General features: G+C 52.6%; 20 protein-coding genes. 4 read left to right on the top strand and 16 right to left on the bottom strand.

Annotated features, from left to right (window positions below; translation table 11 throughout):
- The first annotated feature begins 123 nt into the window (after nt 1-123).
- A complete protein-coding gene (locus EYB31_RS32710) occupies nt 124-705 on the top strand; it encodes a hypothetical protein (protein WP_131017708.1) in 582 nt (193 codons plus the stop codon).
- 532 nt (nt 706-1,237) lie between these two features.
- Here EYB31_RS32710 and EYB31_RS32705 read toward each other — a convergent pair.
- From EYB31_RS32705 to EYB31_RS32675, 8 genes are all read right to left on the bottom strand, one after another.
- Nucleotides 1,238-2,146, bottom strand: a complete 909-nt coding sequence (locus tag EYB31_RS32705; RefSeq protein WP_131017707.1) for a nucleoside hydrolase — start codon at nt 2,144-2,146, stop codon at nt 1,238-1,240.
- A gap of 66 nt (nt 2,147-2,212) precedes the next feature.
- The gene (locus EYB31_RS32700; RefSeq protein WP_240763124.1) at nt 2,213-3,052 is read right to left on the bottom strand and encodes a carbohydrate ABC transporter permease; all 840 of its coding nucleotides are present in this window, start codon (nt 3,050-3,052) and stop codon (nt 2,213-2,215) included.
- A 15-nt stretch (nt 3,053-3,067) separates the two neighbouring features.
- Nucleotides 3,068-3,928 carry a carbohydrate ABC transporter permease gene (locus EYB31_RS32695; protein ID WP_131017706.1) on the bottom strand — a complete coding sequence of 287 codons (861 nt, stop codon included), beginning with the start codon at nt 3,926-3,928 and terminating at the stop codon, nt 3,068-3,070.
- A 25-nt stretch (nt 3,929-3,953) separates the two neighbouring features.
- Nucleotides 3,954-5,300, bottom strand: a complete 1,347-nt coding sequence (locus EYB31_RS32690; RefSeq protein WP_131017705.1) for an ABC transporter substrate-binding protein — start codon at nt 5,298-5,300, stop codon at nt 3,954-3,956.
- A 341-nt stretch (nt 5,301-5,641) separates the two neighbouring features.
- Complete coding sequence (locus EYB31_RS32685) at nt 5,642-7,261, bottom strand: response regulator (RefSeq protein WP_131017704.1); 1,620 nt, start codon at nt 7,259-7,261, stop codon at nt 5,642-5,644.
- Nucleotides 7,239-8,993 (bottom strand): histidine kinase, encoded by a 1,755-nt coding sequence (locus EYB31_RS32680; RefSeq protein WP_131017703.1) that lies wholly within the window; start codon nt 8,991-8,993, stop codon nt 7,239-7,241. Before EYB31_RS32680 ends, EYB31_RS32685 begins: the two co-directional genes overlap by 23 nt.
- 509 nt (nt 8,994-9,502) lie before the next feature.
- Entirely contained in the window at nt 9,503-9,655 is a 153-nt protein-coding gene (locus EYB31_RS40470) for a hypothetical protein (protein WP_165452737.1), read from the bottom strand.
- Between the two features lie 257 nt (nt 9,656-9,912).
- Nucleotides 9,913-10,353 (bottom strand): universal stress protein, encoded by a 441-nt coding sequence (locus EYB31_RS32675; protein WP_165452736.1) that lies wholly within the window; start codon nt 10,351-10,353, stop codon nt 9,913-9,915.
- A gap of 195 nt (nt 10,354-10,548) precedes the next feature.
- Here EYB31_RS32675 and EYB31_RS32670 point away from each other — a divergent pair, with 195 nt between their 5' ends.
- Complete coding sequence (locus tag EYB31_RS32670) at nt 10,549-11,814, top strand: MFS transporter (protein ID WP_131017701.1); 1,266 nt, start codon at nt 10,549-10,551, stop codon at nt 11,812-11,814.
- 72 nt (nt 11,815-11,886) lie between these two features.
- On the top strand, nt 11,887-12,096 hold the full coding sequence (locus tag EYB31_RS40465) for a hypothetical protein (RefSeq protein ID WP_165452735.1): 210 nt from the start codon (nt 11,887-11,889) through the stop codon (nt 12,094-12,096).
- On the opposite strand, the gene EYB31_RS32665 is transcribed toward EYB31_RS40465, so the two are convergent.
- The 4 genes from EYB31_RS32665 to EYB31_RS32650 all read right to left on the bottom strand — a co-directional run bounded on the left by EYB31_RS32665 (nt 12,066) and on the right by EYB31_RS32650 (nt 16,785).
- Nucleotides 12,066-13,214 carry an MFS transporter gene (locus EYB31_RS32665; RefSeq protein WP_131017700.1) on the bottom strand — a complete coding sequence of 383 codons (1,149 nt, stop codon included), beginning with the start codon at nt 13,212-13,214 and terminating at the stop codon, nt 12,066-12,068. The two genes, EYB31_RS40465 and EYB31_RS32665, sit on opposite strands and share 31 nt — an antisense overlap.
- 206 nt (nt 13,215-13,420) lie before the next feature.
- On the bottom strand, nt 13,421-13,885 hold the full coding sequence (locus EYB31_RS32660; RefSeq protein ID WP_131017699.1) for a RidA family protein: 465 nt from the start codon (nt 13,883-13,885) through the stop codon (nt 13,421-13,423).
- Nucleotides 13,886-13,939: 54 nt separating this feature from the next.
- Complete coding sequence (locus EYB31_RS32655; RefSeq protein WP_131017698.1) at nt 13,940-15,538, bottom strand: N-acyl-D-amino-acid deacylase family protein; 1,599 nt, start codon at nt 15,536-15,538, stop codon at nt 13,940-13,942.
- Nucleotides 15,539-15,696: 158 nt separating this feature from the next.
- The gene (locus EYB31_RS32650; protein ID WP_131017697.1) at nt 15,697-16,785 is read right to left on the bottom strand and encodes an alanine racemase; all 1,089 of its coding nucleotides are present in this window, start codon (nt 16,783-16,785) and stop codon (nt 15,697-15,699) included.
- 291 nt (nt 16,786-17,076) lie between these two features.
- On the opposite strand from EYB31_RS32650, the gene EYB31_RS32645 reads away from it, so the two are divergent.
- Nucleotides 17,077-17,967: an Abi family protein gene (locus tag EYB31_RS32645; protein WP_131017696.1), complete on the top strand. Its 891-nt coding sequence runs from the start codon at nt 17,077-17,079 to the stop codon at nt 17,965-17,967.
- Nucleotides 17,968-18,092: 125 nt separating this feature from the next.
- Here EYB31_RS32645 and EYB31_RS32640 read toward each other — a convergent pair whose 3' ends face one another.
- The 4 genes from EYB31_RS32640 to EYB31_RS32625 all read right to left on the bottom strand — a co-directional run bounded on the left by EYB31_RS32640 (nt 18,093) and on the right by EYB31_RS32625 (nt 21,619).
- The gene (locus tag EYB31_RS32640) at nt 18,093-18,953 is read right to left on the bottom strand and encodes a fumarylacetoacetate hydrolase family protein (RefSeq protein ID WP_131017695.1); all 861 of its coding nucleotides are present in this window, start codon (nt 18,951-18,953) and stop codon (nt 18,093-18,095) included.
- Nucleotides 18,950-20,218 carry an amidase gene (locus EYB31_RS32635; RefSeq protein ID WP_131017694.1) on the bottom strand — a complete coding sequence of 423 codons (1,269 nt, stop codon included), beginning with the start codon at nt 20,216-20,218 and terminating at the stop codon, nt 18,950-18,952. The genes EYB31_RS32640 and EYB31_RS32635 overlap by 4 nt, the downstream gene beginning before the upstream one ends.
- Nucleotides 20,219-20,248: 30 nt before the next feature.
- Nucleotides 20,249-20,680 carry a cupin domain-containing protein gene (locus EYB31_RS32630; RefSeq protein ID WP_131017693.1) on the bottom strand — a complete coding sequence of 144 codons (432 nt, stop codon included), beginning with the start codon at nt 20,678-20,680 and terminating at the stop codon, nt 20,249-20,251.
- Between the two features lie 177 nt (nt 20,681-20,857).
- Nucleotides 20,858-21,619 carry a cysteine hydrolase family protein gene (locus EYB31_RS32625; protein WP_131017692.1) on the bottom strand — a complete coding sequence of 254 codons (762 nt, stop codon included), beginning with the start codon at nt 21,617-21,619 and terminating at the stop codon, nt 20,858-20,860.
- Nucleotides 21,620-21,621 lie beyond the last annotated feature (2 nt).

Genomic DNA, 21,621 nt, shown 5'->3' with positions numbered 1-21,621 from the left:
GGGCATATAGGCATTTGTAACCCCAAGCGCATTCCACGCCAGTTTTTGCTGGCGCAAAAACTTTTAGTTTATGCTTTCGATGCCAGTTTTTGCTGGCGCAAAAACTTTTAGGAGTTGACCGTCATGTATCCAGTTTATTATTACGCGTCCCCGTACCGCAGCTTTTCGGGCGTACCTGGCGCATGGCAAGGCACGCTGCCGGGTACCATCTCCGGGCCGGACTCGCAAATGGGGACTTTCCCACCGGGCCAACAGGGGGCATCGCCTTCCGCTGCACCGATGGCGCCTCCATGGTCTTATCCTCCGGGTCCGTTTCCCGGAGGCGGGGGACCCGCACCGGGTGGATTTCCGCCTCCACCACCTCCTGCCGGGGGACCCGCACCGGGCGGATTTCCGCCTCCACCGCCTCCCGGAGGACCAGCCGGAGGGCCGCCGCAAGGACCGCCCCCCAGCTTTACGCCGACTCAAGCGACATACGGCGCCGGGCCGGGAGCGCTGGCGATCAGCCCGGGCAGCATCCAAGGCTGCTTGTACCGCTACGTCTACATTTGGCAAAATAACGGCCAAAGCTACTGGGTATATTTGACCAACGTAAGCCGCCATTCGATATCCGGCTACCGCTGGCTTGGATTTGGACCGGTTGGTTCCTGGGTATACTTCGGAATCGATTTAAATCAAATCAGCCAATTTTACTGCTACGGCTGACCAAACCATGCAAAGCACGCTTTTGCTGCTATATAAGTTGAACACATGTTTTGGAAGCCCGTTCCATTCCGAAAGGGATTGCCTTGCCGGCTCAAACAACTTGTTTTGAATTCCTTTTATTAAATGGGCCTGCGGATGGTAGGAATTCAAAGCCAAAACTCGCCTGCAAGGCAATTCCCTTTCTCCACTGCACTCCGGTTTTTCCCTGATGTTCTTTTGTTCAACTTATATAGTATGAAACCGCAAAAAATCAGTTTGATACTTTCGGCACCTCGCGCAGCTCCCAGCGCGAGGTGCAACGGCGCATGATGGCTGCAACCTCAGCCGAAGCATCCGTGGCGTCCGTACGCTATATAAGCAAAAAAAAGAGACTGAACCGGGCAATGCCGCACCGGCCAGTCTCCTTTTTTTAAATAACGATTTAACTTCCTTACACCACAATTTACGTAATCCGAGCTATGTAAGTTGAACGAAAACACGCTGGAGATGAACTCGCATTCAGATGAGTTGGAGCCGGTTCAACTTACATAAATCAAAGCTTATTGAACAAATCCTTAAACACGCTGTCTCTGTTGATGTTCCACACATAACGGATGAAATGCCGGGATGAGTCGAAGCTCCATCTGAAATCCTCGGAAAGCAGCGGACTGTGCATAAGCGAGCTTGGCGTCCAACGCTCGTCGTTCAAATACGCGATGGTGGAAATATCCCAAATGACGCGTGAATAACCATAGTGGTCTTCGCTGCAGCCTTTATAAGTCTCGTATAAATAATGACCCATTTCGCCCTTGTCCTTCACATGGGCCTCCACTTCCGCCAATGTGGTGATCAGATGCGAGGAGACCCCCTTACACGGAATAAGCACAAGTGGTACGCCGCTGTCCAACACGATGCGGGATGCATGAAGATCCTGGTACAAATTAAACTCCTTCGTATTCGGCCAATGGAGCGCATGACCTCCGAGCCAGACGACAACGATCTTTTCGATAATTTTCGGCTCCAGCAAAATAGCTGAAGCTACATTGGTGATCGCTCCGATTGCAACAACGTACAGCGGGTCGTCGTCAGGCGACGCCATCGCCCGCTTCACCAAATCGCGTGCAGCCTCGCTGTCCACCGGCGTATGGGGACCCGGCAAATACGCTTCCGAACCGCGATATATCGGATAAGCCCCGTCCTTGCCCATCACCTTCATAATTTTCAGAAGCTCATCGTAACTCTTCTCCATGCCGTCTTTTGGACCCGAAGATAAGTGATTGTAGAAAGGAGCGGCATAAAAAGCTTCGATCTCCATCTTGTCCTTGGACTGCATAGCGTAAATGACCGCAAATTGGTCGTCGATTTCGTTAAAAGTGTCCGTATCGAGCACCATACGCACTTTGCCTTTCGGAGGTTCGAGCCTTTGCAGTAATTGTTCCGGCGATAACGCAGGATAGTTCATATCAATTCGCTCCTTGTCAGGGACTCTGTTTTCGCGAGCAACCATTCGCCCCACAGACTCCGTTTTTTATTCTTTAATGCCCGTACCCGTAACCCCTTGAATAAAATAGCGCTGAAGAGGCAGCAGCAGCAGAACGGGAATGATGACGGCGATAATGGAACCCGCATACAACTCGTTCCAGATCGTGGCGAATTCGGTCGTAAAATCGCTCAGCGCTACTTGAATCACCTTGTAATCTTTGGAACGGGTCGTGATTAGCGGCCACATAAACGATTCCCATTGGGAGATGAACAGCATCAACCCGGCGCTGACGGTAACGGGCCTGCACAACGGCATGATGACGGAGGCGTATATTTTCCACCATGACCCTCCATCCACCCTTGCAGATTCAATCAAAGCGTCCGGCAAATCGAGAAAAAACTGCCTGTATAAAAAGATCACAAGCCCATTGGCGACCGCCGGCACAATCAGCCCGTAATAGGTGTCGATCCAGCCAAGCTGGTTGACCAGCCCGTAAAGCGGGATGGCGATTACCTCGAACGGAATCATAAAGGTCAGCAGCACCAGAACAAACAGCGCATGCTGCCCTCTGAAACGGAACTTCGCAAAAGCAAAAGCGGCCATCGAGCCAAACCATATGCCGAACCCTACCGTAACCATAGCAACAAAAAACGTGTTATACAGCACTTTGCCAAAGTTCCTTTTGACAAACAGATTGACGTAAGCCTCCAACGTAAAATGAGTCGGCCAAAACGTTTGCCAAGTGACCGGAGATACGTATTTATAAATGTCGTGCAAAGGCCGCAAGGAAGACACGACGGCAAAAAACAAAGGAAAAATTATCAGAAAGACGACGACAATTTGTGTCACGTACATAGCCGATTTGGCTGCTGGTTTTGTTGTCACTCGGTTCGCCCCTTTCTAAACCGACGACCGCAGCAAGCGGAACTGGATGCCGATGATGCATAAAATGAGAATCAGCAGCAAGATCACGATAGCCGAAGCTCTGCCGGGGTCGGAGTATACAAACGCGCTGCTAAAGCTTTCCTGCATCAGCACGTTGGTGCTGTTCTCCGGCCCCCCCTTGGTCAAAATGTACATTGGCGCAAACAGCAGGAAGTTCGTCACCGTATCCGCCACCGTCACAAAAGTCAGCGGCCGCTTCATCAGCGGAAACGTGATGTTGCGGAATTGCTGCCATTTCCCGGCCCCGTCGATATCGGCCGCCTCATATAAGCTGGCGGGCACCTCCTGCAGCCCGGCCAGCAGGAACACCGCCCAATAACCGACGCCTTTCCAAGTGGCAATCGCCATAATCACCCACATCGCCTGATCTTTACTGGTCAGAAAAGGCTGCTGCGACTGGCCAAGCGCGACCAATAGCGAGTTGACGACGCCCTGCTCAGGGTTCAGCATAATGCTCCACAACACGCAGGCGATCGGGAGAGAAACGGCGATTGGCACCAGATTCAGGCTCCTGAACAGGTTGACGCCTTTGATCTTGGAATTCAGCAGAAGCGCAAGCAGGAAAGCGAGCACGATCTGCAGCGGGTTGACGAACACATTAAAAAACAAAGTCGCATATACCGATTTCCAGAACACGCTATCGGAAAACAGATACGTATAATTGTCGATGCCGACGAAAGTCGGCTGATCGGCGATAAACCCCGGTGCAAACAGGCTGTTTTTCAGCCCTAAAGCGATCGGATACACCTTAAAAATGATGAGCAGGGCCACTGCGGGCAATAAAAACAAGTAGGGCGCGTATTTGGCTCTGATCATAAGCGCTCCCCTTCCGATGTCGAATTTACTTCACTACGCTTTCATATTTCTTCAGCTGACGGTCCATTTGCGAAGCCGCTTCGTCAAGCGCCTTCTTGGGATCGGTGCCGTTTTTAATATCCTCAAACGCTTTATTGTACAGCGTTTCCCAATCCAAATATCCGGGAGTTAGCGGTCTTGGAACGGCCGTTTTCTGAGCTTCGTAGGTAGCGATACGGTACACGTTGTTCGGGAATTCGTCGAATTTTTTATCGGTATCGATCATTTTCAGAATATCGACGTTGGACGGCAGATCGTGATTGCCGTTAAACCAGATTTTCGCGCCTTCGCCGACCGTCAAATAGCGGATAAACTTGGCCGCAGCCTCTTTTTTCTCCGAATATTTGTTGATGCCCAGATGCCAGCTTCCCGTAGGTGTCACGATATTTTGCCCGCTGAAGTACGGATGGGGGGCGATCCCGTAATTCACCTTCGCGTCCGTAAACTGCACCGTATTCCACGTTCCGCCGACAAACATCGCGATTTTACCGGATTTGAAATATTCCTTGGATTCGTCCGGGGAAATCTTCGGGCTGATTTTCCAGGTGTTGAACATATCGTAATAAAATTTTGCAGCCTGAACCGATTTGTCGGAATTGATGAAACCCGTCGTTTTTAAACCTTTTTCGTCGATTGTCTTGGCCCCTAAACTTTCCGATAAAGCCAGCGTCTGGTAAGCACGGCTGATTTGGTCGAAGCTGAAGCCAAACACGTCGTTTTGCCCGTCGCCGTTTGTATCGTACGTCAGCTTCTTAGCGGCATCGACCACCTGCTCCCAAGTCCATCGCTTCTGAATATCGAAGTCGGGAGGCGTGACTCCTTTTTGCGCAAAAATGTCTTTGTTGTAAAACAGCACCTGCGTTGATGTGTTCATAGGCGCGGCCATCAGCTTGCCGTTGACCGATCCCGCATTAATCGAAGATTCAATCCATTTGGTCTTCCATTCGCTGGCCGGAAAATAATTCTCAAGCGGCTCCAAGTAGCCTTTGACCGTATAATTGGCGACCAGCGGACCGTCTACCGCAAACACATCGTAATCTTTTGATTTCGATCCAAGCTTGACTTCGATTGTCTCAAACAGCTGGCGGAACGGGTAACTCTCCAGCTTGACCTTAATTCCCGGATTTTCCTTCTCGAAACCGGCAACCACGTCCTGCAGCCCGTTTTTGTCCCATGAGCCCTGAGACATCATCGTAATTTCCGTTACTTTCGCATCCCCCGGCTTGGCGTCCTTGCTTACCGCAGGGGCCGCCCCCTTGTCGCTTGCGCTTGAACAGCCGATGACCGACACGGCAAGAACACCTGCCGTCAAACCCGACCATATTCTTCTCATTATGCTTCCTCCCTTGTTATATCCGGCGCCACTTATCAGTGTATAGGAGACGGCATCGGCGGAATACGGATGATTTCTTTAGAAAGTAGTGGAACTTTTTAATGTCCCGGGAGTCCGTCCCGGTCAGTCCAATGTTGTCATGGTTAATGATGCGAGTAGATTCAGGATGACAACCGTTGGACGCGGGCCCGAGGCAGTCAGTCGCGCCGTAGTAAGCGCTGGTGCGACAATGCCAAGCGCAGCGATGGCAGGCGCTCCGAAGGCGCGAAGCCCGAGGCACATCCCCCCCTCCACCGATGGCTGGTCCAGGGCGCAGCGCCTGGGGTCCCCCCGTGGGGGATTTAGGGGGCTATACACTCGCGATATTCCTGCGGCGTCATGCCGAAATGGCTTTTGAACAGCTTCGTAAAATAAGGGGTGTACTGGTAGCCGAGCTGCGCGGCGATTTCATATACTTTCGCTTTGCTGTTTTTCAATAAATACCGTGCTTTTTCCATCCGGTAGCGGTATATGTACTCGCTCACATTTTCACCCGTTTCCTGCTTATACATCGCTGAAATATAGGCCGGATGCAGCTGCATATGCCCGCCGAGCGCCTGCAGCGAAACGTCCTCGGACAAATGCCGCTCAATATACCGGTGCACCTGCTGCACAAACGTGCCGTGCGTTTGCTTCATCTCACTCACGAGGCGCGCTTCGATCCGGCGCAGCATACGCGAAGACCACCCATGGAGCTGATTCGCCGATCGCAGCATCGGACGGTTCATGCCCGCGTACTCCTCCGAGACCGAGACATCCGCCAACTGCAGGCCGTTCATATGAACAATGCAGGAGAACGCATTCGACAAGGCAAAAAACACCTCCGTCAAATGCTCGGACGTATCCAGTCCTTGCTCGCTTAGCTCGGCGAATACGTAAGCCAGCCTGTCGTCCGCTTCCTGCCAGCGGCCCGCCTCCATCAGCTGCAGCACTGTCGGCGGTTCATACAGCCGCTGAAGCGACCGGACCGGCGTCTGCGGCGGCTGGTCCCACAACCGGATCAGGTGCTCCTGCTCGCTGACGGGAAGTCTGCGCAGCAGCTGCAGCGATTTCTGATACAACTCCGCCAGCCGCTCCGGAAAAGGTTCGAAGTCGCAGACCAGTGCCGACACCTTGCCGCCCAAATACGTCGAGACGTGAATTTGCAGCTGGCATGCCAGCCGCTCCAGCAGCTTTTTGCCGGAAACCGGTTCCGGGACAGCAGGTTTCATTTTCATTAAAAACGTCAAATACTGAAATTCATCTTTGCAGGTCCATATGTCAAAATATTCGCCGAACACTTCTTCAGCGATATTAATGACGGCGAATTCAAACAACAAGATGCTCTGCTCGTCATATTCGAGGAAACGGTTCTCCACCCGAAGCAGCATCATCGCCGTCTGCCCGCCTATGGTAAAGGGAAGCTCGAATTTGTCCAGCTCTTCAATCAGCTTCTCGCGGGCCATCCGTTCTCCGCGCAGCAGTTCCCGCAAAAAGTTGGCTCTAAGCAGTGATAGATGGGAGCGCAGCGTCTGCTCCGTTTTTCGCCGTGAGCCGATGTCCCGCCATTTCCCTTGCACCGTCTCCGCTACTTGCACAATGGTATCCAGCAGCTCGTCTTTTTTGACGGGCTTGAGCAGGTAGGCGGCAGCCTTGGTTTGGAGCGCCTTCTGGGCGTATTCGAATTCGGCATAGCCGGATAGCAAAATGCACTCGGTCATCTTCCAGTTCTCTCTTGTGTACTCGCACAACTCGAGGCCGGACATGCCGGGCATGCGGATATCGGTTACGATAATATCAAACGGATGCTGCTCGATTTTCTCCACGGCCTCCAGACCGGAACCCGCCGTATGGATGTTCTCGATCCCCGGCATGTCGCCCAGAAACGCAGCAAGATCCTCCAAAATCACAGGTTCATCGTCAACCAGCAATAAACGTACCATTTGCGTAATCTCCTCTCCAATACATGACGATGCGCAATCCCGATGACGCCTGCGGCACCGTAAATTCCAAACCGGCGGTATCGCCGAACCAATGCTTCAACCGTTGGTTGACGTTCCACATGCCGCAGCCGATCTCCCCGTCCATCGGCCGGTTCAACCGCTCTTGCAGCTGGCGGAGCTGATCGCCGGACATTCCTACTCCGTTGTCCTCAATCGTGAGCCAAGCGCCGTCCCCGTTCAACTGTCCTCGGATGGCGATCCGTCCGCCTCCCATTTTGGGCTCGATGCCGTGGACGACGGCATTCTCTACAATCGGCTGGATCAAAAGGCGCGGCAGCGCAATGTCCAGCATCTCTTCGGGCACCTCGATATCGAATTCAATCCGCTGCAGCCTCAGCTTGTGAATGTCCAAATAATTGCGCACAATGCGCAGCTCGTCGCGAAGGCGGACTGTTTGATCCTCCAGCCTTGTCATATACCGGTAATAATCGCTTAAATTATAAGCCATGGCGATAACCGGCTCATGCCGGCCGAGGTTGGCCGAGCTGATAATAAAGTTGAGACAATTGTACAGAAAATGCGGATTGATTTGGGCTTGCAGCATCTTTAAAGTCGCAAGCCGGGAGCGGTTCTGCTCTTCGTATACGTTTTCAAAAAGATGCTGGATCTGCTCCGCCATATCGTTAAAACGGACAACAACAAAGTCGAATTCGTTATGAAACCACCTGTGAAGCCGTACGCCAAAATCGCCGTTCTGAAACCTTTTGAGCACGCCGATTAACGCTTGCAGCGGCAGCTGCACATGTTTGTACAGCAGATAGGAGGCCGTAAACCCGACGACGAGCAGCAAAGCGATACAACCGTAGAACAAATTGCGGCTTGTTGTGATCGGCAGCAATATTTGCTGCATCGGCGTGTAATCGACAATAGTAAACCCCAGCGGCTGGGAATATACGAAGTTAATCAAATACGGCTTGCCGTCAATTTTTGTTTGAATCGTCCCGCTTTCCCCCCGCATCTCGGGGCTGATCGCTTTCACAACTTCGCCGGTTCTTCCCGGATCGGACGTTCGGTTGTAGATGATCTGGAGGTCCGAACCCACCATAAACGGATCGCCCTTGCCGCCCGACTTCAGCTGGTCCAGCATCGAAGCCAGACTTTTCTCGTAAAAAGCCGTCTCCACAATAACGATGCTTTCGTCAATTTGCCCTTTTTCATTAAACGGTCCTCCTGCGTAATATACGAATTTGGAAGAGCCGATCCGGCCGGGGTCGGCCATATATACCCATCCGGCACCACGCGAATGATGGTCGAGCTGCTGATAGTCGTATTCACTTGGCGTGACGCCCGTAGACAGCTTTCTTTGCACGGACGGAAAATTCAAGCTGATCTCGTTGTACCAGCTGCTGGCCGAGCTTTGCAAATTCAGCTTCTCCTGCACGGTAGCGCTGAGCTGGGTCACCTTTTGCTCGTCATAGATGTACATCATTTTTTCCATCTCCATGACGGTCGGATCACGCGATAATGTAACCGTATTCATCGCTAGACTGTAGGCCATCGTATCCATCTGTGTGCGGAAAAACTCCAGCTGATTGCTGTTTTCCTTCTGCAGAAGCGACTCGACCACATGAACGCTGGCCTGGTTGGATATGCCGTACAGCAATAAAATCGGAATAAGAAAAATGAAAATCACCGCATTCATTTTCGTAAATATGTTTTTCTTGAACCTCATCGGCCCCCGCCCTCCATTCCCATTCGGAGAAAAATGTATCGTCTTAAAACACGGCTACAACACGTATGCGCTGACTTTCATTTTCCCAAACGGGTGTGTGTCTCGCTTACGCTTATCCATTATATTACATCGGATATTTGTATCCCGGCTATAACTGCAAAATCAACTGCGGGCACACCTTTGTCCCTGCCGCGGGAAAAGCAAGAACCACAACGATAAGAACCATAAACTGTCACGGCAATCGTATAAAGGTGAAATGAAAAGGCATGAGCCCGATACAATACCGGATCCATGCCCTTAAGGTAGCTTAATTGCGGAAAATGCGCTTCGCTACGACGGAAATTGTTCTCCGTAAAGCAAGCACAATTCGCTTCAGCCGTTTATTAATCCTTGCTTCACCGATCTAAAAATCACGAGAGTGGTAACGTCGATCCTATCCGGCACTCCGATCCGTATACGTCTTTGCAGCATCAGCGAATCATGAATTTAAAAAATCGTCGCGACACGCCCTAACGTTTGTTTCCGTTCCGGCCCAATGCGTGATCCCGGCTTCGCCGCCCAGCGCTTTCACCGGGCGGGCGCCAGCGGTCATCATCCTCGTCGTCTTCGATTTCGTCCAGCGCAGTATCCGTAATCGGTTCCTTTTCCTCTTGCGGTTCCATAACAGATTTCCTCCTTTATCTCCGGCAGTATATCGTCAGTCGCCTTATGCATCATTCAAACTTTGCCATCCGGCACGCTCCATTCCAGCAAGCACCAAGCGATTTCGCATTGGCGGCAATCGGAGACCACCGACGGCCCTTATATCAACAGCATACTGCCTTAAAGGCGGTTTGGTCCATCCCGATTGTTCGGCTGCACAAAAATAGCCCTGCCCCGGAATCATCCGCGGCAAGGCCCTCACCTAAACGTGATTTTGTTATTTTACAATCAGAACCGGCATGGACGCATGCTGAGCGACATAGTGGCTCACGCTGCCAAGCACCAATTCTTTAATACCGCTCAGTCCGCGGCTGCCGATAACAATAAGATCGCACCCGTGTTCGTTTGCATATTCTACGATTGTTTCGCCGATAATACCTTCCTCTACGTGGGTAATCACTTCAGCATGACTTTGCAGCGCTTCGGCTGCCTCGGCTACTGCCTTCTCGCCTTGCTGAACGCGAAATGAGCGTTCCTCGTCGGCAATTGCGTAATAAGATGAAGCCACCGTCGTCGTGGGGAAAGGAGCTGCATACAGCACATGCACCTTAAGTCCGGAAATCAGACCGCCCAGCTCCTTGACGTTTTGCAGCGCTTGTTTGGCGTGCTCCGAGCCGTCGTAGGCTAACAGCAAGTTTTTGCAGAACATGATCATCATCTTCCCTTCCTGTGGTCTCCCTCCATTATAGCACGTCCGGGGCATATAAATGTAATCTTAATCACACCGGCGTGGTTCATAACTAAAAAACAAGCAGCTCTATATTTCGTCTCACTAAATACTTGCGGATCCTGCCATCCTCTACTATACTTAAGTCGGCATAAAACCTTATCTATCGTTAGGCTGGTGAAAACCTTGAATGTACTCGGTGCGGGCGAACGTCTTATCCAAAATCACTTTCACGCTTTGACGCATAAAAACTACCGTTACTTCTGGCTGGGACAATGTGTATCTCTGGTCGGCACGTGGATGCAAAATATCGGTCAATCATGGCTTGTTCTGACCATGACCGGATCGCCTTTTTTGCTGGGGCTTGTCGGAACTGTGCAGTTTTTGCCGGTTACGTGTTTTTCCTTATTTGCCGGAACGATCATTGACAAATTCCCCAAAAAGACGGTGCTGCTCATTACGCAGACCGCTTTTATGCTGCTGGCGTTCATTTTGTCCGCGCTTGTCTTTACCGGTACGGTGCAGTACGGCTACATTCTCGTGATGGCTTTCCTGCTGGGCACGATTAATGCCTTTGACCTGCCTACGCGGCAATCGTTTAATATCGAAGTCGTCGGTAAGGAAGACCTGCTTAACGCGGTTGCCCTAAATTCGATGACCTTCAATCTGGCCCGCATTGTCGGTCCGGCGATCGGGGCGGGCATGATGGCTTATTTTGGAGCGGCGTGGTGTTTTCTACTGAACGGGCTGAGCTTTATCGCTGTGATATATGGTCTGCTGCAAATTAAACCTGTCGCTTATGTCCGCAAGAAAAAAGCAAATACCGGCGTATTTAAGGAAATCAAAGACGGTTTCCTGTATATCGCGCGGGATCCGCTGCTGGCCAAAACCATTTTGCTTGTCGCGGTGATCGGCACCTTCGGCTTTAATTTTGCCGTGCTGATCCCGGTGTTCACGAAATCCGTGCTGCACATGCAGGAGAAGACGTACGGCGTGCTGATGTCCTGTCTTGGCGTAGGTTCATTAATCGGAGCGCTCGCCATGTCGGTCAGAAGCAAGCAGGGGCCAAAGCTGGCGCTTATCGTATCCGGCGCTTACCTTATCTCCGTGTTTTTGATCGGCAACGGACTCAACAACGTGCTGTGGCTGACCGGCTTGCTGCTGGCCTTAAACGGACTTTGCAACATTTTATTCTCGACCAACTGCAACTCGACTTTGCAGCTCAACACGAAGGACGAATACAGGTCGCGGGTCATGAGCATCTACACCCTGGTATTTGCCGGATCGACCCCGCTTGGCAATCTGTTCGCCGGCATCGCCGCAGACCGGTTTGGGGCGGATGGCGCTTTTGTCGCATGCGGAAGTCTGTGCCTTATCCTGATTTCGGTGATTTTGCTGGTTTACCGCCATAAAGACCGGGATATGAACAAGCAGGACGCTTTGGCAACATGAGCTGCTGCCGCATACGGCATCATTTAAAAAGACCGAGACGCCTCGTAGAGAGGCCACTGAAAAAGAAGCGGAGTGAGCGAAATCATGCTGGAGAAGCGCCAGCGTTCGCTTTTGTCCCCGAATTTCACCTGCCGCAAGCAGGCACATTCAAGAATTTCGGGGACAATTGGCGATCGGAAGCATGATTCGCTCATGCAGCTTTCACTTTTTCAGTGGCCACCGATAGAGCGATCGGTCTTTTTTGCGAAACATCAAACATTCACGCTGCCGCTTGCAGGTTGAGCTTTCCTGGCGGAAAAGATGTAGACCAGCAAAGCGATGGCTCCGGAAATGGCCCCCGCAGCAAACAACGCCGTGAACCCAAACATCTGCGAAATCCAGCCAAGTACGATCGATCCGATGCCGATGCCCAGATCAAATGCCGTGGCAAACGAAGCATTGGCCATACCGCGCTGATCGGGACCTACCAAACGCAGCATCATCGCCTGCAGCGCCGGCTGCGCCGAGCCGAATCCGAGCCCAAACAGCACGGCGGCCAATACGATGCCTGCCACCGATTGAATGAATGCCAACGCAACCATGGCCGCAATCGTCAGTACAATGCCCGGAAGGATCGTATACACCTCACCGTAACGGTCGGACAGTCTTCCGGACAACATGCGGGCCACAGCAAGCGAAATCGCGTACACCAGGAAGAAGGTGCCCGAATTGACTTTGATCGACTCGGCGAACAGCGGCAGGAACGAAGCGACCCCACCGTATATAAACGCCATAAAAAAGATGGCCCCAGCCACCGGCAGCAGCACTTTATTAAATAAGACCATTCGTCCCCTCTTTGCCGGCTGGTACGGCATCTTCATTAGTGCCGCCCCCAACAATGCGATCACTGCGAGTGCAGCGGCAAGCGTGAATAACGAAGAAAACGAATATTGGCCCAGCATCCATACGCCAAGCAGCGGACCGATCGCCATCGCCGCCGTATTGGATAAACCGAACCAGCCCATGCCTTCCCCGCGCCGATGGGCCGGTATATGATCCGTCACGGCCGTGCTGATGGCTGTCGTGGAGACGGCCCAACTGGCCCCATGCACGATACGCAGCACAAACAGCAATACGATGCCGCTCACCCAGGTATAGGGGTACATCAGCAGCGCAAACAAGATAAGCCCCCAGACGACAAATACTTTTCGTCCGACCTGATCCAGCAAGCCTCCGATAAACGGCCTGACGACCACGGCGGCGATCGTAAACAAACCCATAACCAGCCCAACCTGCGATTCACTTCCGCCAAGCTGCTTGATGTACAATGGCATCGCGGGAATCAGAAAATAGAACCCGGTAAATAGAAAAAACGTCGATAAGGTCAATACGACAAACGGCACGGTCCATAAAGGCTTCACTGCTCCTCACACTCCTTCATTCAATTCGTCACACGAAATAAACTCATAAAGGAATAGTAAGGTTCATCAGTATACTTTGTCAACATTATTATATAATAAATATGTAAAGATAAGAAACTTTATAATATAAAAAAAGCGAAGCCCCCACGGAACGCTCCATGCAGGCTTCACTTTTTAACCTATATATGCAATTTGCGCCAGGTGCCTTAATCTTTAATTTCGACGATCAGCTCAATCTCCACCGGCGTATGAAAAGGCAGCTCGCTGGTGCCAATCGCAGAACGCGCATGCCGCCCGTTTTCTCCGAAAACTTCGATCAACAAGTTGGAAGCGCCGTTGATCACATAAGGCTGATCAGCGAAACCCGGCGCGCTGTTGACAAAAGCGAGCATTTTTACAATTTTCACCACGCGGTCAAGGTCCCCGAGATAACTTTTCATCACAGCCAAACAGTTGACAATCACTTGACGCGCCGCTTCCTGCCCCTGCTCGATCGTGAGATCGCTGCCCACTTTTCCTTCGTACATCAGGATACCGTCCACACGGCAGTCCTGCCCTGACAAATAAAGCAGATTGCCTGTCCGATTGCATGGAATATAGGAAAACCGCGGCTCTCCCACCGGGGGCAACTCAATCCCCAGTTCACTCAGTCGTGCTTCGAAATTCGACATCGGATACACACCCCGTTTTTTAAAATGATCTTAAGGCTTATGAACACCCGTCCCCTAGCAGCAATGGCAAGCGCGAATCAACGTTCCTTCCCGCGCATGAGTGTGCTCGCCACCCGCCAGCGTTATCTTGCCGCCAACCACTACGTGCGAAATGCCTTCGGGGTATTGGCGCGGATCTTGATACGTCGCGGTATCGCAAATCGTCGCCGGATCAAAGATAACCAGATCGGCGGCATAATGGGGCACAATCAAGCCGCGCCGGCCCAGCTTAAAACGCTGCACGGGGAACGACGTCACCTTGCGGACGGCCTGCTCGAGCGACAACGTCCGTTTCTCCCGCACATAACGGGCGAACAGCCGCGGGAACGAACCGTACAACCGCGGATGCGGCTTGCCTGTCTCACAATGCAGGCTGTCCGAGGCAATCAGCGACTTCTCCCAGCCGACCACCTGCTCCACATCACTGTCAGCCATGTGAAAAAACACGATCGACACTTGTCCGTCCTGCTCCAGCAGCAGGTCCATCACACAATCGGCGGGATGGCGCCCGCGCATGTCGCTGATTTCCGCAATCGATTTCCCTTCCAGCGAGGCATGCTCCGGATGGCTAACCGAAGAGATAATGACGGCGTCCCAGCCGGTGGAGCAGACCAGGTTGTCCCATTCCGTCTGTTCCTCGGCAAGCTCCTCTTTCACACGCCGGCGCAGCTCGGGGCTGCGGAACCGTTCCAGCGTCGCGGCGATGCCGCCCTCCAGTGTCCAAGGGGGGAGCACGGTCGTGAGCATCGTCGAACCGGCCGAATACGGGTACACGTCGCAGGTCACGTCAAGCCCCCGCGCCCGAGCGTCCTCGATCAGCTCCAGCGCCTCCAGCGCCTTGCCCCAGTTGCTTTTTCCCGCCGCTTTCAAGTGGCTGACATGCAGCGAAACGCCGCTCTGCTCCGCGATCCAGATCACTTCCTTGACGGAGGCGATCAGATTGTTGCCTTCCCCGCGAATATGAGTCGAGAACAAGCCGTTGTATTTGGGCAGCACGCGGCACAACTCGACAAGCTCTTCCTTCGACGTATAACTTCCCGGGGCGTACAGCAGACCGATGGAAAAACCGATCGCCCCCGCCTGCATCCCTTCATCCAGCAGCCGCTTCATATGGTCAAGCTCGGCAGCCGTTGCCTGCCTGTTTGCAAAGCCCATTGCGGCGATCCGCAGCGCGCCGTGCGCTACATAAGTCGCCACATGCTCGGACGGGCGGGAAGCGGCGACATGCGCCATATATTCGCCGACCGTTTCCCATGGCCACTTCCAAGACGTCGAGCCGATCACGGGTTGAATATAGGTTTTCAACATCTCGGCCCGCTCGGGCACTAACGGCGCCGGAGCCAGGCCGCAGTTGCCGATTACCTCGGCCGTCACCCCTTGGCGCAGCTTGATTTCGCTATGCGGATAATCCAGGATCATCAGATCGGAATGGCAATGTCCGTCGATAAACCCCGGAGAAATCACCTTCCGCTGCGCGTCAATAACTTGATGCGCTTCCATATCAAGACGCCCGACTGCGGCGATTTTACCGTCCGTTACGCCGACATCGCCATAAAACCACGGATTTCCGGTTCCGTCAACAATCTTCCCATTTTTAATAATCAAATCCAGCATGATGGGCAGCCTCCCTTATTTTCGGCTATCTCATATCGCACAAGAATCGTTGGTAGCGCTGCCATACTTCCGCCTTCGGCAATCATTGCCTGCTTTCTCGGGTATGGGTGCATGATCTGCGCGGGCAGCATACACGATAGAAGCATTCCCGGCCGCTGCTACTCCAGCATGCCCCGCGCTTGAACGGCCACCTTCTCAATGCTCGGACCGTCGACAAGATATACATAATTGTGCAAATTTAACGTGCTGCATACGTGATTGGGGATAATGTGAACGATGTCCCCCACCGCCAATGTATGATGAGGCTCCAAGCGGATAATGCCGTGTTCTTCCGAGAAGCGTTCCAAGACAGCGTCCGGCGCTTCGAGGATATGCCCAAAACCAACTAAATTCAGCGGGCTTGTATGGGGCTGGACATCGGTGGCGAACGTCTTGCTGCCGCCGTCGATCACCGCATGGCGCTCCGATGGCCGGCTGACGACCGTTGCCTGAATGACGGCTGCGCAGTCGTCCAAAGAGCAAACGCCAAATTTCGCCTGCATCCGGTCGTTAAACACAAACGTGCCGGGACGGATTTCCGTAACGCCTTTGACTTCGGCGGCGTATGCCCCCGTCGGGGTGGACCCGACGCTGACATCGGCGATCGGTATGCCTTCCGCCCGCATGGCTTCGGCGAGCCTTACCATCAGCTCCCCTTCTTCTTTGCCGGCTTTCTCCAGATCAAGTGTCGGTTTGCCGTCCAGCATCGCGCCGCGGAACGTAAAAATACCCGACAACCGCACGTTAGGGAGTCCGTGTATCAGCAGCGCCAGCTCAACCGCCTTGTCGTATTCGACGCCGGTTCGCTTCATTCCCGTGTCGATCTCCAGCCGCACCTGCAGCACATGATCGTGTCTTCCCGCCGTTTCCGACAAACGCCGGGCTCCTTCAAAGCTGTCCGTTCCGACAATCAGCCTGATTCGCTGACTGAGCCGAACCGCCCTTTCGATTTTGGCTTCAACAACAAGCGGATACGCTACAAATATATCCTCGATGCCGTGCTCCGCCATCACTTCCGCCTCGGAAATTTTGGCGACGGTAATGCCCGACGCACCCGCCATAAGCTGCGCTTTGGCGATGTCCGGGATTTTGTGCGTTTTGGCGTGAGGCCTCCAAGCGACGCGGTTGCGCTTGGCTACTTCAGCCATAGCGCTGATATTCGCATTCATCGTAGGAACGTCAATTAACAAACACGGTGTTTCCGGCATAGATCGATTCTCCTTTCTTGGATAGGGAAAACTTCATCTTTCGCCTTCTGCTTGAGTCATGTTTGCCGATAAAAGATGGCCTTTAAAACATAAATACGATTCTAGCGTCCGTTTTCCTTCCGGTTGGTAAAATTTCAAGTGAATAAAGCATATTTCTTGCCGGATAGAATGGAACGGATTGACTTCTAGTAAGATACCACTTATGATGAAATTAACAGATCTCGCCGAGCCTCTGCTTGAAAAAGCAAGCGTAATACGGGCGAGCCATTTTTTTATTCAGGGGTCTTTTTCATGAATGACAACCTTATTCAACCTTTGTCTGGCATGGAATTAAAACACCCGAAGACATATCAGGAACAACTTGATATTCTTCGCCTTCGCGGGCTTGTGGTTTTTGATGAAAGAAAAGCAATCGAGGCTTTAAAACGGCTTAATTATTTTCGGCTTACCGCGTATGCCCTAACATTTAAAAAAGACGGTATCTTCCAAGAAGGGACCACATTTGAAACGTTATATCGGCATTATGAATTTGACAGCAAGTTGCGGAATTTGCTCTCCGAAGTAATTGAGTATGTTGAGATCGCTTTTCGGTCTCATATCAGTTATGAGCTTGGACACAAGTATGGAGCCCTCGGTTATCGAGATTCTGCAAACTTCAGAGATCACGAGTACCACAACTCGTTCCTAAGCAAACTCGACTATTCATTGCAGGAATCTAAAGACTCCTTCGTAATACACTATCGCGAAAAATATAACAATCAATTTCCAATTTGGGTTGCATTTGAGGTGCTTACTTTTTCTAACCTATCTATGCTTTTTAGGAATTTACTTCAAGTTGACCAGAAACACATAACCAGGACCTACTATAGTAACCTTGATTATCTTGAAGTATCCAATTGGCTTCATGGAATGACCATCATAAGAAATCGCTGTGCACACTACAGCCGACTGTTTAATTATAAATTGCCTGTTCGTATAGGCTTTCGAGTTATCGATCGAAAAAAGGATATTAGCAGCAATGAGATTTTTGCCATCATTTTTAATACCAAATACTTAATGACAAATAAAATTATATGGCAGAGTTGGGTTACACGTTTGGAAGCGTTGGTCTCGGAATACCGGGAAGTGGATTTGGGGTATTTAGGATTTAAAGAGGATTGGCACGCTCTTCTAACAACATAATAAAACAGAGCAAGCACTCCCTCTTTGGAGTGCTTTTTTCATTTCGTGCAGGATGAGCTTAACTTTTTGATAGTCTAGCCCTATGTCCGAACGGTTTTAGCGTGTGATTTATATTTTACTCGAAGCTATTGCTTCACCGGATTAAGCAAAGTATCGAAGCCGCTGATCCGGCATTCCGCCACATCCCCATCCCGCAGCAGCGCCGATCCCGGCGTGCCGGTCATGATGATGTCCCCGGGCAGCAGCGTCATCATCTGCGAGAAATACGAGACGATGTACCACGGCCGGTAAATCATGTTGGCCACCGTATTGCGGTGGGTCACTTCGCCGTTGAGTCCGGTTTCCACCACCAGCGCATCCAGCGGGCCGACCTCGTCGAGTGTGACCAGATAGGGACCAAAGCTGAAAAACGTGTCGAAGCATTTGGAGCGCCCGAGAAAACGCGGGTTTTTGGCGTGAATATCCTGAGCCGTCATGTCCAAAGTAGGCGTTAGGCCGGCAACATACAATGGAGCCTCAGCTTCGCTGATCTCCTTGCATGTTTTGCCGATGATGATGCCAATCTCCGCTTCGGCCGTCACTCTTTCGGAAATGGCGGGCAGCACAATCGCATCTCCCGGGCCGATCAAACTCGTATCCGGCTTCAAGAAACAAATCGGCTCCATGTCGGGAGGCGTGGATGCCAACTCGACGGCTTTTTCCACGTAATTCATGCCGATTCCCCATATTTTACGCGGATTCCGGTACAGCGGAGCGATCACAGCTTCGGCGTACGGGATCGCTTCTACACCCGCTAACTGCTCTTTCCCTCCGCCGTCAAACCATGCTTGCAGCCCGGCAAGTTGATCCCGCTTCAGCAGTTCCAACAGTTCCACGGCCCAATTCGAACCGGTTAACCGGTTGACCGTATCCAAGGGGATCAGCCCCGTACCCACGGCAACGGCTGCCAGCTCGCTCCCCCCGATTTGAATGGTTGTCAGCTTCACTGCACAATCCCCCCTTCACGTTTTGCCGCCGCTCCCGCCAAAATGCCGGGATGGTTTTCCGCCCAGCTTAACGCGAATTCAAGCAGCCGCATATCTTGTCCGGGCCCGGCGATCAGCGATAATCCGACCGGCGCTCCATCGACAAATCCGGCCGGCAGCGTCAGCTGCGGCAAACCGCAAAGCCCGGCAATGCAGGTGAGCTGCAGCGTTTGCGCGCGGCGCAGCTCCAGCTTCGCGCCATCCAACCCGCGGATCGGAGCCGGTCCGGGTGCGGTAGGGATAACGAGCAGCGTATCGTCCTTAAGCCGCTCGGCCAGCTTGCTGGAGATCGCATGGCGTTTTGCGGTCGGAGGGTGGGGATTCGTTTCATAAAGCGACTTGGCCCATGCAAACCGTTCGGCGATTCCCGGACCAAAAGCGGGCTGAACGGATTGGATCCACTCTCCATGATGGCTCCATATTTCCAAAGCTTGAATGGTTCTGAACACATCCACCCATTCGGCCAGCCCTTCTGCGGCGACCGTTTCTTGTGCTGTAAAACATAACGCCTCGGATAACGATGCGCACGCTTCGTCCAACTGGCGTTGGCATTCTTCGTCGGCCAGCCCCCAAGCATCCGCGCCTAACAGGAGCTTTTTGAACGAGGGAGCAGCCGCTGCCGTCGGCATGCTTGACGTACCACTTAACGCCTCCGCCGAACTCCGGTTCCAGATCAGCAGCGGCCGCGCCACATCCACCACAAGCCGCAAATCACGCGACATCCAGCCCACTGTATCGAAGCTTGGAGCAAGCGGAATCACTCCGGATATGTCGACCGCGCCATGAGTCGGACGGAATCCGAACAATCCGCAATAAGAGGACGGGATCCGCACCGATCCGCCGGTATCCGTGCCCAGCGCAAAATCGACAAGCCCCGCCGCGGCCGCAACGGCCGAGCCGCTTGACGAACCTCCCGGAATGCGGTCCGGAGCGGCAGGATTGACCGGCGTGCCGTAATGATGATTTTCACCGTTTAAGCTGTACATCAATTCGTCCGTATGAGTGATTCCGGTCAAACAAGCGCCAGCGCGCAGCACTCTTTCCACGCTTTCTGCGTTCCGCTGCGAAGGCTCATGGGTCCGCAGCCAATCCGGACTGCCCGCCCCCGATATATGACCGGCGATGGCATACACGTCTTTGACCGCAAACGACTTCCCTTCAAGCGGACCTTTGCCAAGCGGCTCCACCTTTTGTTCAACGACAAACGCTCCCCATGAATCGGCCATGCTTCTCACTCCTTGCTTTGTGCTGCTGTGTTATTTTAATGCCAAACCCCGCAATACCGCCAAATCGTCTTCATCCAAAGCAGCTTCCGGCCCGTTTTTGATCAAATCGGAAAATGTCTCGTCCGGCACCATCGTTGTCAGCACGTAAAGTCTGCCCGTGCCCGTGTTATGCACCTCGTGATTGTTGCCCGGCGGCACGATAAAATAGGAACCCGGCGCGATGCTCACCTTCGTGTCGCCAACAACCGCTTCGCCGACACCTGCCAGCACGTAAAAATATTCATAGGCTTCCGAATGCTCATTCGGCGGCGTTTTCCCGCCTTCATCGAAAATCTCCACAACGGAAACAAACGGAACCTGCGTACCGTCGCATAACAGCACGAATTTATTGGAATCGTTGCTTGAAATTTTACGCACCGGACAATCGGTAAAGCTGCCTACCACCAAACCTGGAATACTCATTATAATTCTCCCTTTCGTTAGTGAAGTCCTTTTTTTAAAAATTTCCCGAGAGTCTGCCCGACCGCAAGGTAAATTCAAGAAAAACACGGTTTTCATTGGCGGTGGAGTGCTATCCGCTTTCCGCAATAACTGCGGGTAGAAATAAAAATTCATCATGTCATTTCACCGGTCAGACTCCTACCCCTGCCCCATACCCGCCAGCAATCCAACCGAGTCAGCGACAAAACCGTAGCACTGCTTAATATTGTAGATGGCCGCTTCCGCACAGTAGGGCGGTGAGTTCGTCGCACAGCAGTCGGCCAGTAGCACGCTGTCATAGCCGCAATTCACGGCGTCCTGCAGTGTCGCCATCACGCATTGATCAAGATTTACCCCGGCAAAAAGCACCGTTTCGACTCGTAAATTTCGTAAAATACTGTCCAGCGGCGTATCCCAAAAACCGCTCATCCGGTATTTATCGACGCGAATATCCTGCGGGTCGACCGCCAAGCCCTTGATGATATCGGCGCCCCAGCTGCCCTTCTCCAGCACCCGTGAGCCGTTATCCGGCAATGGTTCGCCGATGCCTACGCCTTCGCCGTCGCCGTTGTACACATGCAGCACCGACGGGCTGATATTCAGCCGGTCTTCGCGGTTGCCCCAATTCAGCCAAACGACGGGGACGCCGGCGTCCCGCAGCGCAGGCAGCAGCCGGTTGAGCGGATCCACCGGACTTTGCAGCACCTCGTAATCTCCGCCGATATAATCGACCCATCCGCCTTTGGAGCAAAAATCGTTCTGCATATCGACAACGACGATCGCCGTCCTGCTCAGATCCAGCTTGATCCGCTGCGGAGCCGCCTTCAGTTCGACCGGCTTGGCTCCGGGATATGCCCTGCAAAGATCGGCGGCTTCCTTGGATACAGTCCAGTAATTACTGCGGTGCCCCAATTTGTACATGC

The sequence above is a fragment of the Paenibacillus thalictri genome (genome assembly GCF_004307995.1).
Taxonomy (GTDB): Bacteria; Bacillota; Bacilli; order Paenibacillales; family NBRC-103111; genus Paenibacillus_AF; species Paenibacillus_AF thalictri.
The sequence above is the reverse complement of the archived record's forward strand: the minus strand, read 5'-3'. Positions and strand labels throughout refer to the sequence as shown.